We start from the raw sequence: 14,648 nt of genomic DNA on the forward strand, positions 1-14,648 counted from the left end.
TATCATGACCGACCTGATCCATCTGACCGCCTGCGCCGCCGTTGACATGCTGAAGGCGGGAGACGTCACGCCACAGGAAATGCTGGACGCAGCCTTTGACCGGATAGAGGCGGTGGATGGTGCCGTTAATGCGACGCCCATTCTGTGCAGAGAGCGGGCACAACAGCAGGCGAAAACCGCATCCCGCAATACTTTGTTGGCGGGTCTGCCCGTTGGGATCAAGGACCTCAGTGAGGTGGAAGGCGTTCGCTGTACCTATGGCTCCCCCATCTTCAAGGATTACATCCCCAATTTCTCAGACATTCCCGTCGTTAATTTGGAACGGCATGGCGCCGTCCTGATTGGGAAAACCAACACGCCGGAATTTGGGGCTGGGGCAAACACGTTCAATGCCGTCTTTGGGATCACGCGAAACCCCTGGGATCTTTCCAAAAGCTGCGCCGGGTCATCGGGCGGATCTGCTGTTGCCCTGGCGACAGGGCAATGCTGGCTGGCCAGTGGGTCCGACCTAGGGGGCAGCCTGCGCACGCCTGCCAGCTTTTGTGGCATCGTTGGGCTGCGTCCCAGTCCGGGCCGCGTGCCCCGTCTTAATCCGGGTGACCCGTTTGGCACCATGAGCGTTGAGGGACCCATGGGGCGCACCGTGGAAGACACCGCGCTGATGCTGGACGCCATGGCGGGTCAGGACCCCCGCGATCCGATCAGCCAGCCGCTGCCTCATACCAGCTTTCGCCAAACCTGTCGCACAGGCGCCCCGCCCCGCCGGATCGCCTACAGTCTGGATCTGGGCGGAATCATTCCCGTCGATCCAGCCGTGGAACAAGTCTTTAACAACGCGCTGAAACAATTGGAAGATATGGGTGTAGAACTGGTCGAAACCTGCCCGGATTTCAGCAATGCGATTGAGGCTTTCAAGATATTGCGCGGCCTGGGATTCGTGAACGGACAGCGTGAAAATTACGAAAAGCACCGCAATCTATTGAAAGACGATGTGATCTGGAATTATGAATACGGGCGCAGCCTGACCGCCGAAGACATTGCCCAGGCACAGCGCTGGCGTGGGGCCATTCATGCCGATGCGGTGCGTCTGTTCACCCAACAGGATTTCGACGCCTTCCTGTGCCCGACAGCCATCGTGCCCCCCTACCCGGCAGAGCAGTTATGGGTCGATCAGGTGAATGGCCAGACATTCGATAACTATATCCATTGGCTGGCCATGGTCTCTGCCATCACCCTGACTGGCTTGCCTGCGATCTCCGTTCCTGCGGGATTTACAGAAGACGGCCTGCCCGTTGGCGTGCAACTGGTTGGTGCCCCCTTCAGTGAGGGACGCTTGCTGGCCCATGCACGGCATTTCGAATCAGCAACCGGTCTAGCAACCGCTGTTCCCATTGATCCAAAGGGAGTCCTTGCTGTCACGTCTTCCTGACTTGCCGCGTTGCACAACAACGTTTAGGTTTGCGATGCAATAAAGCCGCTTTGTGAAGACTTTCAGTGACGCCCAGACCCTATTTTGAGGAGCTTTCCATGGACAGCCCGCGTTTGCACACCGATCTGAATGGTTTCTTTATCGAAGACCTTTACGTTGGCATGACGGCGATCTTTGCCAAGACGATCACAGAAGCGGACATTGTGCTGTTTTCCGGGGTGACGGGTGATATGAACCCCGTCCATGTGAATGAGGAATTCGCCGCCGACACAATGTTCAAGGGCCGCATCGCCCATGGGATGCTAACTGCCAGCCTGATCTCCACCGTTCTGGGTATGAAAATGCCAGGGCCGGGCTGTATCTATCTGAGCCAGGACCTGAAATTCCTGGCCCCTGTGCGCGCTGGCGATACCGTGACGGCAAAGGCGGTAATCCTGGAAATCATCCCGGAAAAAAAGCGGATCGTGTGCAAGACCACCGCCTCCGTCGGGGAGAAGCTGGTTTGCGACGGACAAGCCAAGATGATGGTGCGCAGCCGCGTCGAGGAAGAGGCTAAGGCCGCAAAAGCCTAAGACATCATGTGCAGGCGCATGATGACCTAATTTGCCTGACGCGCTTCTATCGTTGGCACTGCGAAATCCAGAATGACTTTTGTCGGGACTTTCCAGGCATCCGGTTTGTTATAGTTCCCAGCATAAATGACAACCACCATATCCCTGTCAGGATTGACCGTCAGGCGCTGCCCGCCATTGCCAAAGCCAGCGAACCAATCCGGTGGCGTGCCATCGTCAGCCAACCACCACAGGAAACCGTATCGCAAATTCAACGACGTCTCGATGCTGGGGGTCAGCGATTGCTCAATCCATTCCGCCTGAACGATCTGGTTTCCCTGCCAGATCCCCTTATCAATCATCAGGCGCCCGATCTTTGCCAGATCATGGGTCGTCAGACGCAGCCCGGACGAGGCCCCCGTTTTTCCGTTCGACAGTTTCTGCCACTCAAAATCGGTAATGCCTAAAGGATCAAACAGCTTCTGTTTTGCGTAAACATCCAACGGCACTCCCGTCCCTCTGACGATTAAGGCACCGACAAGGGAAGCCGCCCCGCCGCTATATGTCCAATGTGTACCAGGGGAATACAGAACTGGCTGTTCCAGGGCATAGCGTTCGCGGTCCGGCGCATAAGCCATTGCAATTTCACTATTCCGCGTACTGGTATAGGGCGCTGTTTCATCCCATTCCAATCCCATCGTCATGGTCAGGGCATGGCGCACCAGAATGTCCTTTCGGGCGGGATCTGCGATCAAATCCGGATAGTCCGGGAATTGCGCCATCAATGGCTCATCCAATCCCGGCACCAGACCTTCCGACAGGGCGATGCCATACAGCAAACCGGTAACGCTTTTTGTAATGCTGCGCACATCATGCAGGCTGGTTTGGCTATGATCGACACGGCCAATATCCAACCCTTGTCGCTGGTCAAAACCGGTAAAGTAAACTTCCGCAAGGGTCTCACCCCGATGCAAAATCAGGACGCTATGCAGCCCCTTTAACGTGCCTTGAGCAAACGAGTCTCTTATTTTCTGTGCCAGGTCGTTGTCTTGCGCAAGGGCCGCAGAAATGTTCAACGCTCCAAAACTGACTGCCACTGCCAGAAACTGCCGAACTCGCCCCATTTCATACTCCCATTCACAAAATAAAGCGCCGCTACCACACGCAGGAAGGTTTCACGCCTGCGCTTCAACCGCTATCTTCTGAGAATACTATAGCAGTCAGGAACGGTTTGCCTTCATGCAGATTTTTAGAGAACCCAAAGATTATCCATCAGAGCGTTTCGGCGCCGTGATTGTTCTGGGAAATTTTGATGGGGTGCATCGCGGCCATCAGTCCGTCATTGGCCAAGCCGCTGAATTCGCAGAGGCGCAGGGCCGTGACCTTGCTGTTCTAACTTTCGAGCCACATCCGCGTGAATTCTTTCGACCTGACGATCCTCCATTCCGGCTGACCCCGTTCTGGAACAAGGCGCATCTGCTGCAAGCCATTGGGATCGATTCGCTGATCTGCCTGAATTTCGACACGCCGCTGGCCAATCTGGATGCACAGGCCTTTATTGACGAAATTCTGGTGAAGGCCTTGGGAACCGGTGTTCTGGTGGTGGGCTATGATTTCAAATTCGGGAAGGGCCGCACCGGCGATACCGACACCTTGCGTGCCGACACACGCTTTGAAACCCGTATCATTGACCCTGCGGCGGCGGCAACGGGGGAAGTCTATTCTTCAACCCGCATTCGCGATTATCTGAAAAGTGGCGAACCGGGCCAGGCCGCTGCCTTGCTGGGTCGCCCTTTCGAGGTCGAGGGCGAGGTGCTGCACGGCGCTCAGATTGGCCGCACGATTGGTTTTCCAACCGCCAATTTGGATATGAGTGACTATATCCGCCCCGCCTATGGCGTCTATGCGGTTCGGGTCGGGGTAGAGACCGGGCGGGTTGGAGAGACCGTCTGGTGCGATGGTGTCGCCAATTTGGGCATGCGTCCCACTGTTGATGGCCTGAGTGAGAAATTCGAAGTGCACTTGTTTGATTTCGACCGCGATCTTTATGGCACGCATATGCGGGTAGCCCTGATTGAATTCATCCGGGGGGAACGTAAGTTCGACGGCCTGGATGCCTTAAAGGCGCAGATTACAAAAGACTGTCACGCGGCCAAAATCATCCTGGACAACCGCGCCGCGGGCGCGTGATAGTTTGGTTTTTTTTACGCTTACGCGGGCGCGTGATAGTTTGGTTTTTTTACGCTCACGCGGGCGCGTGATGCTGTGTTTATCTATGCTCACGCGTGCGCGTGATGCATTAGATCTCCCAGATCAGTTCTGACGGGCCAGACACAACATTCTGGCGATTCTGAGCCTTCACCCGGTTCGTCACCATACGCGTATGAAGCCCGGATATGATCCGACTGCCCGTCCTCTCAAAGGCAAAGGGCAACACCGCATGCACCAGGCAGCAAAGACCTGCCAGCAGCAAAGGGCCCGCAAAACTGAGCGCGGTTCCCATATGCTCTGTATATGTCTCCCCAACAGAGGATGGGTGCTGTGTGAAAGCGGTGCGGATCATCTTTTATCTCCTGTTCTGGCAGAACGATTTGTTTATTCAGAATAGTATCTACGATAATCGCTGGAATTTGTTTCTAAATATACTATTAAAAATGACTTTCTGTTAAATTTTATGCTATTATTTTAATATATAATGTAAAAATTCACCTAGGATGTATATCATGGATGCAATCGATCACCGAATTTTGGCCGCTTTGCAGGAAGATTCTGCGCTTTCTACCGCAGATCTGGCTGACAGGGTCGGCCTGTCCCCGACTCCCTGTTGGCGGCGGGTTCGACAATTGGAAACAGCGGGATACATTCGAAAGCGCGTCGCGCTGCTGGACCGTGACCTGCTGGGGGTTGGCACGACGGTCTTCGTGTCGATCCGCACCAAAACCCATGCGGCGGACTGGTTGACGAAATTTGCTAAAGTCGTTCAATCCATGCCCGAAGTCATTGAGTTCCACCGGATGAGCGGTGACATTGACTATCTGATGAAAGTCGTCGTGCCGGATATCCCCGCCTATGACGCCTTTTACAAGCGCCTGATTTCGGCCATTGATCTGTCAGATGTCTCCTCAAGCTTTGCAATGGAGGAAATCAAGGCAACGACAACGCTGCCCCTGACCTATTTAAAACAAGCCTGATGACCCTATATATAAGTGCAGATAACACAGCGATTAGGGAGAAAGACCATGGGTGATTTAATCAGCTTTACCTGTCCGGACGGGACGGAAGCCAAAGGCTATCTGGCGACAGCAACTGAGCCAAAAGGCAGCGTTGTCGTGCTGCAGGAATGGTGGGGCCTGAACGACCAAATCAAAGGTGTCGCAGATCGTTTCGCCGCAGCGGGCTATACCGCCCTGGCCCCCGACCTGTACGAAGGCCGGGTAACCCAGGATGCGGATGAGGCCAGCCATATGATGACCGGCCTGGACTGGGTTGGGGCGTCCGAACAGGATACCCGTGGCGCGGTTCAGTATTTGAAAGCCAAAACTGGCACAAAAACGGCTGTTATGGGGTTTTGCATGGGCGGTGCCCTGACCATCATCGCGGGCGTAAAGGTTCCTGAATGTGATGCCTGTGTATGCTTCTATGGCATCCCACCGAAAGAAGCCGCCGACCCCGCCAAAATCTCCGTGCCTTTCCAGGCCCATTTCGCCACCAAGGATGATTGGTGCACCCCACAAGCGGTTGAACAATTGCGCAAGGATATGGCCGGCGTGAAAAGCCCGGTTGATATTCACGAATACGACGGTGAACATGGATTTTTCAATGAAACCCGCGAGGTGTTCAATCGCAATGCAGCCGATGTAAGCTGGGAACGCACAATCAGTTTTCTAAACAAGGTTCTGTGACGCACCACAAACGGTATCAGGTGACAGCACCCCACCCGCCTCCGCGGGTATGAGGAGTGGGCAAAGGTTAACCGCAGAGGGCGTAGAGGAACTGGTGCCCTATAACTTTCCACGTCTGACCTTCAACACCACCCTCCCCCTTCGAGACGCTACGCTCCTCTGGGTGAGGGTGCCTTTGGCGTCAACATCGTCACCCCGGACACCGATCCGGGGTCCAGGGCGGCTGGCGCGATTGGTGCCTGTGGCTCTGGATATCAGCAGGGAACTGACAATCCCACCAATCGTCTCATTCTCATCCTGAGGAGGCGCGGCAGCGCCGTCTCGAAGGAGGGGCTGTAAGTTCGGTGCTTACAGAGGGCTCCCCCTTCGAGACGCTACGCTCCTCAGGGTGAGGGTGTCTTTGGCGTCAACATCGTCATCCCGGACACCGATCCGGGGTCCAGGGCGGCAGTCATGGGTGTTGGGGGTCGCGTGCGATATCAGCGAAACACAATACTACTGAGAGTCGAAAAAACACGACGTTAGGACATTGATTTAACGAATAATTCAAGTAATCTCCCGAAATGTCATCAAGCTATCGCCTTCACAGTGGCACAGCGCCGCTTCTCGTCAGTGTTCCCCACTCAGGAACAGCTGTACCCAAAGATATCTCGAATCGACTGACGGATGCGGCCAAGCCGCTGCCAGATACCGACTGGCATGTGGATCGGCTGTATGATTTTGCCGCCGACATGGGGGCCTCTGTGCTTGTCGCGGAATATTCGCGGTACGTCATTGATCTTAATCGACCCCCCGATGATGAAAATCTGTATCCGGGAAAGGCGACAACAGGGTTGGTTCCGGTTGATACTTTCTCAGGCGATGCGATTTATCAGGATGATATTGATCCTGATATGGCCGAAGTCATGGGGCGGATCGATGGGTATTGGATGCCCTATCACACGGCCCTTGCGAAAGAACTGGACCGCATCAAGCAGGAGCATGGTCACGCCGTCTTGTGGGACGCGCATTCTATTGCGTCGCGCGTCCCTCGATTCTTTGAGGGACAGCTGCCCGATTTTAATCTGGGCACCAATATGGACAAAAGTTGCGCGCCAGACCTGGCCCAAGCCGTGCTGGCGCAGGCAAAGGCCGCCACAGGTTTCACTGCCGTGCTGAATGGCCGGTTCAAGGGCGGATACATTACGCGCAATTATGGCATTCCCCGGGATCATGTTCATGCAATCCAGTTGGAATTGAGCCAGATCACCTATATGCAGGAAAGCGCGCCCTGGCCCTACCTGGACGATAGGGCCAACAAGGTGCGCCCCCATTTGCAACGCATGTTGGAAACCTGCCTGACCTGGAAACCTGCCTAGTGTGGTGCGCGGTTATTTGGAATCACCAGGATCCCTGAAAGTGATCATAGATACTCCACAGCCCCATGATTACGAATCCGCAGCCCGCGATCAGTTTCAAGGGGATCATGGTCAATGTGCGTTCGGCGACTGTACCCAGAAACACGGCCAGGGCCGTCGAAACGATAAGGGCGGCAGCGGCGGCACAGAAAACACCCATCGGCGTCATCGCCTTATCCGTGGCGAACAGAACCGTCGCCAACTGGGTCTTATCTCCCAGTTCCGCAAGGAAAACAGTGATAAAAATGGCAATAAAAGGCTGCATGAAACACTCCAAAAGGGGACCGGCGACAAGATGACGACTCCGAACGGCCGGTCCCTCCGAACCCGATCAGAATCGCCATAGGTCTTGCCAAACCGTGACTGGCCGCCTGTGCCATGGCAGTTGCCAAGTATGTTGACACAGGCCCCTATAAGAAGGGCGGCTACTCCCCTACGGAGTGCGTAGGGGATACCCAGCCGGAACCGGATCGTCAATAGCCTTTAGTTACGGGGGCGGCGTCGTCGACCGGATGCCAGTCTTTCCGCAGGATATTGGGCAATTTCCCGCAATAGCGTGGCAAGTCGGCCGGTTTCCCCCTGATCCGCCTGCGCAAAGAGCGGCATTCGTCCAAGAATCGCCGCCGCCCGTGCTGGATCCATGGCATCAGGCAGCGTAATCAACCAGGATAGCACCGCATCTTCTGCCGCCCCAACCGGAAGGGGTGTGCCGCATTGAAACAATCCGGACAGACAATTTTGAGGGTCTAACTTTGTTATTTTTTGAAAGTCTGTCGACTGAACCGTCGAGGTGAAATGTTCTAACGCCGCATAATCAGGATATGCCAGTCCACTCATCGTAACCTCCTCCGGGGCACCCCGCCCGGTCGTTTGGGTTTAATGTGAAGAGCGGCAGGTCTCCTGGCTTGCGGGTCAATGCCGAACCACCCTGCCTTCCCGACAAAAATTTGCCAGTGGCATGAATGGGCGATCGGCTCGCCGCTTACAGTTGCGGGGGCAGCTTCGGCTTTGGCAGCATCAAGATCAATCATGATCCAGACATCCACCGCACCGAATTCCCTTTTGATCCCCTAATGGGAACCGCTCAATGTTCAAACAGATTACCTGAAATTCAAATAACGACTAGAAAAAAAGCGACAGGCTTCCCCCTGCTACCGTCACTTGACCAAGGGGTATAAGCGCGGTCAAACTAGCGTTGCGATCGGGACCTATTATAGGGGGGTAGAATGCTGGACGGATTACGCCAATCATTGGCAGAGCGATATGAACGCCATAAGCATCGCCCATTCCTGGAAGCGTGCATGGCAACCTGTGCCTTGGTGGCGATTGCGGACGGAGAGGTCTCCCTTTCTGAACGGGGTCGACTGGATCAAATTATCGATGCGATTGACCGACTGAGCATTTTTGATGTGCACGAAGCGATTGATCTGTTCAATGAAACGATAGAAGCAATCAAGGCTGATCCCGCTCAGGGGCGCGAAGATGCCCTAAAACCAATCGCCGACTGCCGCAGCGATGCGGGCGATGCCGTACTATTGGTTAAGGTGGCGCTGGCGGTCGGTCAGGTCGACGGCGTGCTGCTGCCCAGCGAACGCGCCCAGTGCGAAATTATCTGCGAGGCATTGGGCCTCACTCTCAGCGACTTCGAATAAGCGGCTAGTTACCGGCTTCAGGCAGGGGCGCCAAAGTCGGCGCCTGTTCCATGGGTTGCTCCTGTGACACAGCAGGCGCACTCTCGGGTATCTGTGCGCCGGTTGGCGCCGCTGCAGCAGGCTGTTCCTGCGCCAGAGACTCGTAATTTGGGGATAACAGCGCCCCATCCCGAATGTCATTGATGACATCAATCAGATCTGCCGATTGATTCGACATCGCGATCGCAACAGCGGCAAGGCCCACCGCTTTGGCTGGATCAACCCCAATCTTATCCGTGACTTCCTGGCCAAAATTTGGATCACCCAATCGACCAGCCGCCGCCGCCACACGGATCAAGGCCTGATACCTAGGGACGTCAAACCCGCCATCTGGTGTACGCGGCAGAACCACACCCGATTGCGGTTCCGGGATGCGCGCCGCCGTGTCATAGGCCCCCAAGAGATCCCCCGCCGCCAATTGTGCCAGAGAAATTGCCAGCAGGGCAGAATTGAACCCCTGATCGCCCTTATTCTCAAAGGCAATGCGATAGGCTGCACTGATGGTTTTCTGGGCGTCTTCAATACGGCCGCGTCTTGCTTCTGCGATTGCGACCTGGACCAGGGCACGCACCTTTGCCAGATCCGTCTCCAAGACCTCTGATAAATCCCGGGCACGGCTGAAAATCGCCTGATCCGCGCTTTCCAGCCCAACCTTGATCTGGGCACTGAGAACGGCATCCAGGGCATCCGGGACATATTCAGGTAAGGTCGGGAAACCAGTCGGATCAAGCGATTCAGCCAATAATGCGCTGGCCCCTTCCGGGTCATTCTCCAGCCCCCGCCCCAATGCCACTGCGGCCATGATCTGGGCCCGCATCCCGATATAGGGAATATAATCTTTCAGCACCAAAGCTTCGGGCAATTTACCCTGATCGATCAAAACGCGCCCCATTCCCAGAAGGGCCTCAGCGCGGGGCACATCCTCGGTGATCTTGAATGCGGTTTCGAAGGCATCTTTCAGGCGTCCAATCTCTGTTTCCCGCGCCACCAGATATGTGATCGCGCGGAACCGGGCGGATTGATCTTCAATGCGGTCAATCTCTTCTTCAGCCAGTCTGAATAAAGGGACTGCCGCATCAATATTACGCCGCCCCAAAGCCGCAGATACCGCGCTTAATGCCTCCGCTCGATAGGCCCCTTCTGGAACCATGCGCACAACGATCATGCCGCCACGCTGATTGCCTGATTCCACCATTTTGGCAGCCAATTGAATAAGGGCTGGCATCCTGGCATCGCTGGGGCCGTTCATGATATCAAGCTGCGCCGTCGCGAAGGATACCTGCGCCCCGGCTGTATCCCCCGCCACAAGCTGTGCCGCCCCGATATCCATCAGCAGATATGCTTGCGACAGGTCTTGTGATTTGGGTAACAGGCTTGCCTCATCAAAAGTCTGGCGCAGAACGGTTGCGACGGCCTGTTTCGTTGCTTCATCATCGCTGGAATTCAAAATGACCGAGGCTATTTCCCGCAATGTTCTGACCCGGTCCTGACGGTCCGCAATCAATTTGGCCGTCGCCGTCGCGGCTTCGGCAGCCCCCATTTGAGCCAGGCGATTGGCGGCTATTCCATATGTATCAGTGACCTTGTCCGAAGGAGGTTGGTCTTTCACCTCTGCAATCGCGCGGTCCATCCACGCGCGTGCCTCGCTGGCGTCCTTCTGAACAATTCGAACATAGTCGGAAATCCATAGAAAGGACCGAGCACGCCAAACGGGATCAGCAATGCGTTGTGCGATCTCTATCGCCTTATCCATTTGCCGCCGGGCCAGATAAGCGCGCACGACCCCGCTTTGGGCCAACCCGACATCTTCCTCAGACTCAAGCGCAGCGACGGCCAGAAACTGAAGCCGCAACAGAGCGTCCGACAAAATGGCCAAGGTTACGGGATCAACCTCGCTGGCGCGATAGGCATCGCGTTGGGGGCTGAAGCTGGGCTTGGCGATATCATCGGCTGGATTGCCAGTTGATTGCGCAAAACCATGCGATCCAGCGACAGACAGAAAGACACCCAGGCCAAACAGCCCTGCAAAGAACACACGGGCTGTGCGACGACTGGGCATCCAGGCGTTAACCGGCGCTGTCTTGTGCAAATACGCGGTCCAGGATCGTGTCCACATGCTTAACGTGGTAGCCCATGTCAAAGAGTGCGTCGATAGCATCATCACTCAAATGCTGCGCCACATCCTTATCAGATTTCAGCAATTCCTGAAATGATGTGCCGTTTTTCCAGCTTTCCATAGCATTGCGCTGTACTGTGCGATAGGCGTCTTCACGGCTCATGCCCGCCTGAGTCAGTTGCAACAGGACGCGCTGGGAATTGTGCAACCCGCCAAGACGATTCAGATTCGCCATCATTTCTTCAGGATAGACCACCAGTTTTTCCACCACACCGGCCAAACGGTTAAGGGCAAAATCCAGCGTTACCGTCGAGTCTGGACCAATCATGCGCTCCACTGAAGAATGGGAAATATCCCGTTCATGCCACAGCGCGATATTCTCCAGCGCTGGCAGAGCATAGGCCCGCACCATACGCGCCAGGCCCGTCATGTTTTCCGTCAGCACCGGATTGCGCTTATGGGGCATAGCCGACGACCCTTTTTGCCCAGGCGAGAAAAACTCCTCCGCCTCGCGCAATTCGGTGCGCTGCAAATGGCGTATTTCAATCGCCAGATTCTCAATCGACCCGGCAATCACCGCCAGGGTCGCAAAGAAAGCCGCATGACGGTCACGCGGGATCACCTGTGTCGACATCGGCTCTGGTGTCAGACCCAGCTTGTCTGCGACATAGGCCTCAATTGAAGGATCAATATTGGCAAAGCTGCCAATCGCACCGGAGATTGCACAGGTCGCAATATCCGCGCGCGCGGCCAGCAGACGCTGTTTGCTGCGTTGAAAGGCGGCGAAATGGCCGGCCAGTTTCACGCCAAATGTGGTTGGTTCCGCATGAATGCCGTGTGAACGACCGATACAGACAGAATTTTTATGCTCAATCGCGCGGGCCTTCAGCGCAGCCAGAACCCGATCCAAATCAGCTAACAGAATATCAGCCGCCTGGGTCAATTGCACCGCCAGGCATGTATCCAGCACGTCAGAAGAGGTCATGCCCTGATGCACAAAGCGGGAGTCTTCCCCAATATGCTCCGATAATTCCGTCAGGAAGGCGATGACATCATGTCTCGTCTCGCGCTCAATCTCATCAATGCGGTCGATGCGCGCCTGCGTATAGGGTTTGTCACCATTCTTCCAAACCGACTCTGCAGCTGACTCCGGAATCACGCCGCGCTGCGCCAGGGCATCGCAGGCATGGGCCTCGATCAAAAACCAGATGTGGAACCGGTTCGACGGCTCCCAAATTGCGGTCATTTCCGGGCGACTGTAACGCGGGATCATATGAATTCCTATTCCTTGAGAAACAACAAGACCGATCTAGGCAGCGGAATCGCCACCATACAGACCAATGTTAAACGCGATGGAGATGCGGGTTCCCTCCCCACGGAAGGGATCGACGAAATGCTGAAGCCAACTTGGAAACATTAGCATAAGGCCAGGGTCAGGCTCAACTTTCAGCTTTTCCCCAAACGGGCTTCCCGGCAGCGGGATCATCTCAACCGCCAGCCGTGGATCCAGAAAAGAAATCGTCCCATTGAAATGCGTATCATCTGGGTCGGGCGTGCCTGTATCGACATAAAACACGCCAGACACCATGGAAGAGTGATGCGTGTGCAGTCGATGAAATCCACCCCGCCGGCTGACATTCGCCCAGGCGGTTACCTGCGCCTTGCCACTGAAGCCCTTGTCATTGTTCAGTTGCTTGATGAAATCGGCCAATCCAGCGCTGATAATGGATTTCAGTGTTTCAATGGACGGGTCCGGCCATTTCATTAAGTCCGTATCGGAATGCCAGCCATTCACCAGCGCACGATCAATCCCATCCGGATAGGCCTGTTCCCGGTCAAGAATGACGCGCCGCAGATCCGACAGCAAATCAGCATCCTGGATCCGGCGTGTCAGGATCGGTGTCGGCCATGCCAGCAGCATGCCATTAGACAGGTTTTGATGCAGCGCCATACCGGGAATCCTGTTTCGCCCTTCAAGGTGCTTTTTTAGCGATAGAGTCGGGTTGCCACAAGCCAGCGAATGGCGACCAACCAGATCGCACAATAGGTCACGACTGCTGTGAGAAAGAATCATCTTGTCTCGGGCAATAAAAAGGGAGTACCAAAATCTGGTCTTTTGAGGGTTCTAAGTGGCTGAAACACTGCCTGCCCTCACGGTAATGACTTTTTTTGGAGGAAACACATGCCCGACGGGATGCAGCAGAACGATCTTAGCGCCTTTTGGATGCCTTTCACCGCCAATCGCCGGTTCAAGGCTGATCCGCGCATTCTGGTCTCAGCCAAGGGCATGTATTACAAAAGTGCAGAGGGCAAGGATATCCTGGACGGCACCGCTGGATTGTGGTGCGTCAATTGCGGTCATGCCAATCCAAAAATTGTGGAGGCCGTGCAACAGCAGGTCGCCCAGCTGGATTTCGCCCCGACCTTCCAATTCGGCCATCCCAAGGCCTTCGAACTGGCCAGCCGCATGCGCGATATGTTCCCAGCCGGTCTGGACCATGTGTTCTTCACCAATTCCGGATCAGAGTCCGCTGATACCGCGTTGAAGATCGCGCTGGCGTATCAGCGCGCCCGCGGTCAGGGTACCCGTACCCGCCTGTTGGGCCGCGAACGGGGCTATCATGGTACCGGCTTTGGCGGTATTTCCGTTGGCGGTATTGTGAAGAACCGGATGTATTTCGGCTCCTTGCTGGCCGGGTCCGACCATGTGCGCCACACGCATGATCTGGAACATAATGCCTATACCAAGGGCGAACCGGAATATGGTGCCCATCTGGCCGATGATCTGGAACGCCTGGTCACGCTGCATGATGCCAGCACGATTGCGGCCTTCATCGTAGAGCCCATGGCGGGCTCAACCGGCGTGCTATTGCCCCCGAAAGGCTACCTGAAGCGCATTCGGGAAATCTGTGACAAGCATGGCATTGTGCTGATTTTTGATGAGGTTATCACCGCCTTTGGGCGTCTGGGTTATGCCACAGCCGCCGAACGCCTGGGCGTTATTCCAGACATCATCACCTGTGCCAAGGGCCTGACCAATGCGACCATCCCGATGGGCGCGGTTGTGACCAACAAGAAGATCCATGACACGATGATGGATTCTGCGGATGCCGCGATTGAGTTATTCCATGGCTATACCTATTCCGGCCACCCGGTAGCTGCCGCCGCCGGTGTTGCGGCGATGGACGTCTATAAGGAAGACGGGTTGTTCGAAAACGCGCTGGCTCTGGAACCCTATCTGGAGAATGCGATTCACGGGCTGAAAGGCCTGCCCAATGTGATCGACATTCGCAATATGGGCCTTGTTGCCGCCGTAGAACTGGCCCCCCGCCCCGGTGCCCCGGGAGAGCGCGGCTATGACGCCATGGTACAGGCTTTCAACAAGGGCCTGATGATCCGCGTCACCGCCGACATCATCGCCCTCTCCCCACCCTTAATTGCTGAAAAATCCCATATCGACGATATGGTCAGCATGCTGGGCGATGTGTTGAAAGACGTCGCGTAGGCACTATTCTTCACCGCTTGAGCGCGCCGCCCTGGATACCCGCTTCCGCGGGTATGA

General features: G+C 55.6%; 15 protein-coding genes and 2 riboswitches. Of the genes, 8 read left to right on the top strand and 7 right to left on the bottom strand.

The genetic code is table 11. From position 1 onward, the window contains the following. Positions 1-4: 4 nt before the first annotated feature. Both ACOSDM_RS10635 and ACOSDM_RS10640 read left to right on the top strand, forming a co-directional pair. Positions 5-1,429: an amidase gene (locus ACOSDM_RS10635; RefSeq protein WP_420724491.1), complete on the top strand. Its 1,425-nt coding sequence runs from the start codon at positions 5-7 to the stop codon at positions 1,427-1,429. A gap of 98 nt (positions 1,430-1,527) precedes the next feature. Further along, complete coding sequence (locus ACOSDM_RS10640) at positions 1,528-2,001, top strand: MaoC family dehydratase (protein WP_420724492.1); 474 nt, start codon at positions 1,528-1,530, stop codon at positions 1,999-2,001. A gap of 26 nt (positions 2,002-2,027) precedes the next feature. Here the strand turns inward: ACOSDM_RS10640 and ACOSDM_RS10645 are convergent, their stop codons facing one another. After that, entirely contained in the window at positions 2,028-3,104 is a 1,077-nt protein-coding gene (locus tag ACOSDM_RS10645) for a serine hydrolase domain-containing protein (protein ID WP_420724493.1), read from the bottom strand. Positions 3,105-3,219: 115 nt separating this feature from the next. Between ACOSDM_RS10645 and ACOSDM_RS10650 the strand changes: the two genes are divergently transcribed. Then, positions 3,220-4,170, top strand: a complete 951-nt coding sequence (locus tag ACOSDM_RS10650) for a bifunctional riboflavin kinase/FAD synthetase (RefSeq protein ID WP_420724494.1) — start codon at positions 3,220-3,222, stop codon at positions 4,168-4,170. Positions 4,171-4,279: 109 nt separating this feature from the next. On the opposite strand, the gene ACOSDM_RS10655 is transcribed toward ACOSDM_RS10650, so the two are convergent. Then, the gene (locus ACOSDM_RS10655; protein WP_420724495.1) at positions 4,280-4,543 is read right to left on the bottom strand and encodes a DUF6356 family protein; all 264 of its coding nucleotides are present in this window, start codon (positions 4,541-4,543) and stop codon (positions 4,280-4,282) included. A gap of 160 nt (positions 4,544-4,703) precedes the next feature. Here ACOSDM_RS10655 and ACOSDM_RS10660 point away from each other — a divergent pair, with 160 nt between their 5' ends. From ACOSDM_RS10660 to hutG, 3 genes are all read left to right on the top strand, one after another. After that, positions 4,704-5,171, top strand: a complete 468-nt coding sequence (locus tag ACOSDM_RS10660; protein WP_420724496.1) for an Lrp/AsnC family transcriptional regulator — start codon at positions 4,704-4,706, stop codon at positions 5,169-5,171. 48 nt (positions 5,172-5,219) lie between these two features. Beyond that, positions 5,220-5,882: a dienelactone hydrolase family protein gene (locus ACOSDM_RS10665; protein WP_420724497.1), complete on the top strand. Its 663-nt coding sequence runs from the start codon at positions 5,220-5,222 to the stop codon at positions 5,880-5,882. 563 nt (positions 5,883-6,445) lie between these two features. Beyond that, positions 6,446-7,240, top strand: coding sequence for an N-formylglutamate deformylase (gene hutG / locus ACOSDM_RS10670; RefSeq protein WP_420724498.1), 795 nt, complete (start codon positions 6,446-6,448; stop codon positions 7,238-7,240). 22 nt (positions 7,241-7,262) lie between these two features. Here hutG and ACOSDM_RS10675 read toward each other — a convergent pair whose 3' ends face one another. Together ACOSDM_RS10675 and ACOSDM_RS10680 are read right to left on the bottom strand one after the other, a co-directional pair. Beyond that, complete coding sequence (locus ACOSDM_RS10675; protein WP_420724499.1) at positions 7,263-7,544, bottom strand: TMEM165/GDT1 family protein; 282 nt, start codon at positions 7,542-7,544, stop codon at positions 7,263-7,265. 17 nt (positions 7,545-7,561) lie between these two features. Then, positions 7,562-7,725: riboswitch (yybP-ykoY riboswitch) on the bottom strand. Positions 7,726-7,762: 37 nt separating this feature from the next. Continuing rightward, the gene (locus ACOSDM_RS10680; RefSeq protein ID WP_420724500.1) at positions 7,763-8,116 is read right to left on the bottom strand and encodes a hypothetical protein; all 354 of its coding nucleotides are present in this window, start codon (positions 8,114-8,116) and stop codon (positions 7,763-7,765) included. 35 nt (positions 8,117-8,151) lie between these two features. Further along, a riboswitch (cobalamin riboswitch) is annotated at positions 8,152-8,379 on the bottom strand. 126 nt (positions 8,380-8,505) lie between these two features. Between ACOSDM_RS10680 and ACOSDM_RS10685 the strand changes: the two genes are divergently transcribed. Then, positions 8,506-8,931, top strand: coding sequence for a tellurite resistance TerB family protein (locus ACOSDM_RS10685; RefSeq protein WP_420724501.1), 426 nt, complete (start codon positions 8,506-8,508; stop codon positions 8,929-8,931). 4 nt (positions 8,932-8,935) lie between these two features. Here ACOSDM_RS10685 and ACOSDM_RS10690 read toward each other — a convergent pair whose 3' ends face one another. From ACOSDM_RS10690 to ACOSDM_RS10700, 3 genes are read right to left on the bottom strand one after another with little or no spacing between them, the layout of a single operon-like run. Next, the gene (locus ACOSDM_RS10690; protein ID WP_420724502.1) at positions 8,936-11,086 is read right to left on the bottom strand and encodes a hypothetical protein; all 2,151 of its coding nucleotides are present in this window, start codon (positions 11,084-11,086) and stop codon (positions 8,936-8,938) included. Continuing rightward, on the bottom strand, positions 11,037-12,359 hold the full coding sequence (gene purB / locus ACOSDM_RS10695) for an adenylosuccinate lyase (protein ID WP_420724503.1): 1,323 nt from the start codon (positions 12,357-12,359) through the stop codon (positions 11,037-11,039). Before purB ends, ACOSDM_RS10690 begins: the two co-directional genes overlap by 50 nt. 36 nt (positions 12,360-12,395) lie before the next feature. After that, entirely contained in the window at positions 12,396-13,037 is a 642-nt protein-coding gene (locus ACOSDM_RS10700; protein ID WP_420724504.1) for a 2OG-Fe(II) oxygenase family protein, read from the bottom strand. A 231-nt stretch (positions 13,038-13,268) separates the two neighbouring features. On the opposite strand from ACOSDM_RS10700, the gene ACOSDM_RS10705 reads away from it, so the two are divergent. After that, on the top strand, positions 13,269-14,591 hold the full coding sequence (locus ACOSDM_RS10705) for an aspartate aminotransferase family protein (RefSeq protein WP_420724505.1): 1,323 nt from the start codon (positions 13,269-13,271) through the stop codon (positions 14,589-14,591). Positions 14,592-14,648: the final 57 nt, after the last annotated feature.

This window comes from Hwanghaeella sp. LZ110, assembly GCF_048892525.1.
Taxonomy (GTDB): Bacteria; Pseudomonadota; Alphaproteobacteria; order UBA8366; family Aestuariispiraceae; genus Pacificispira.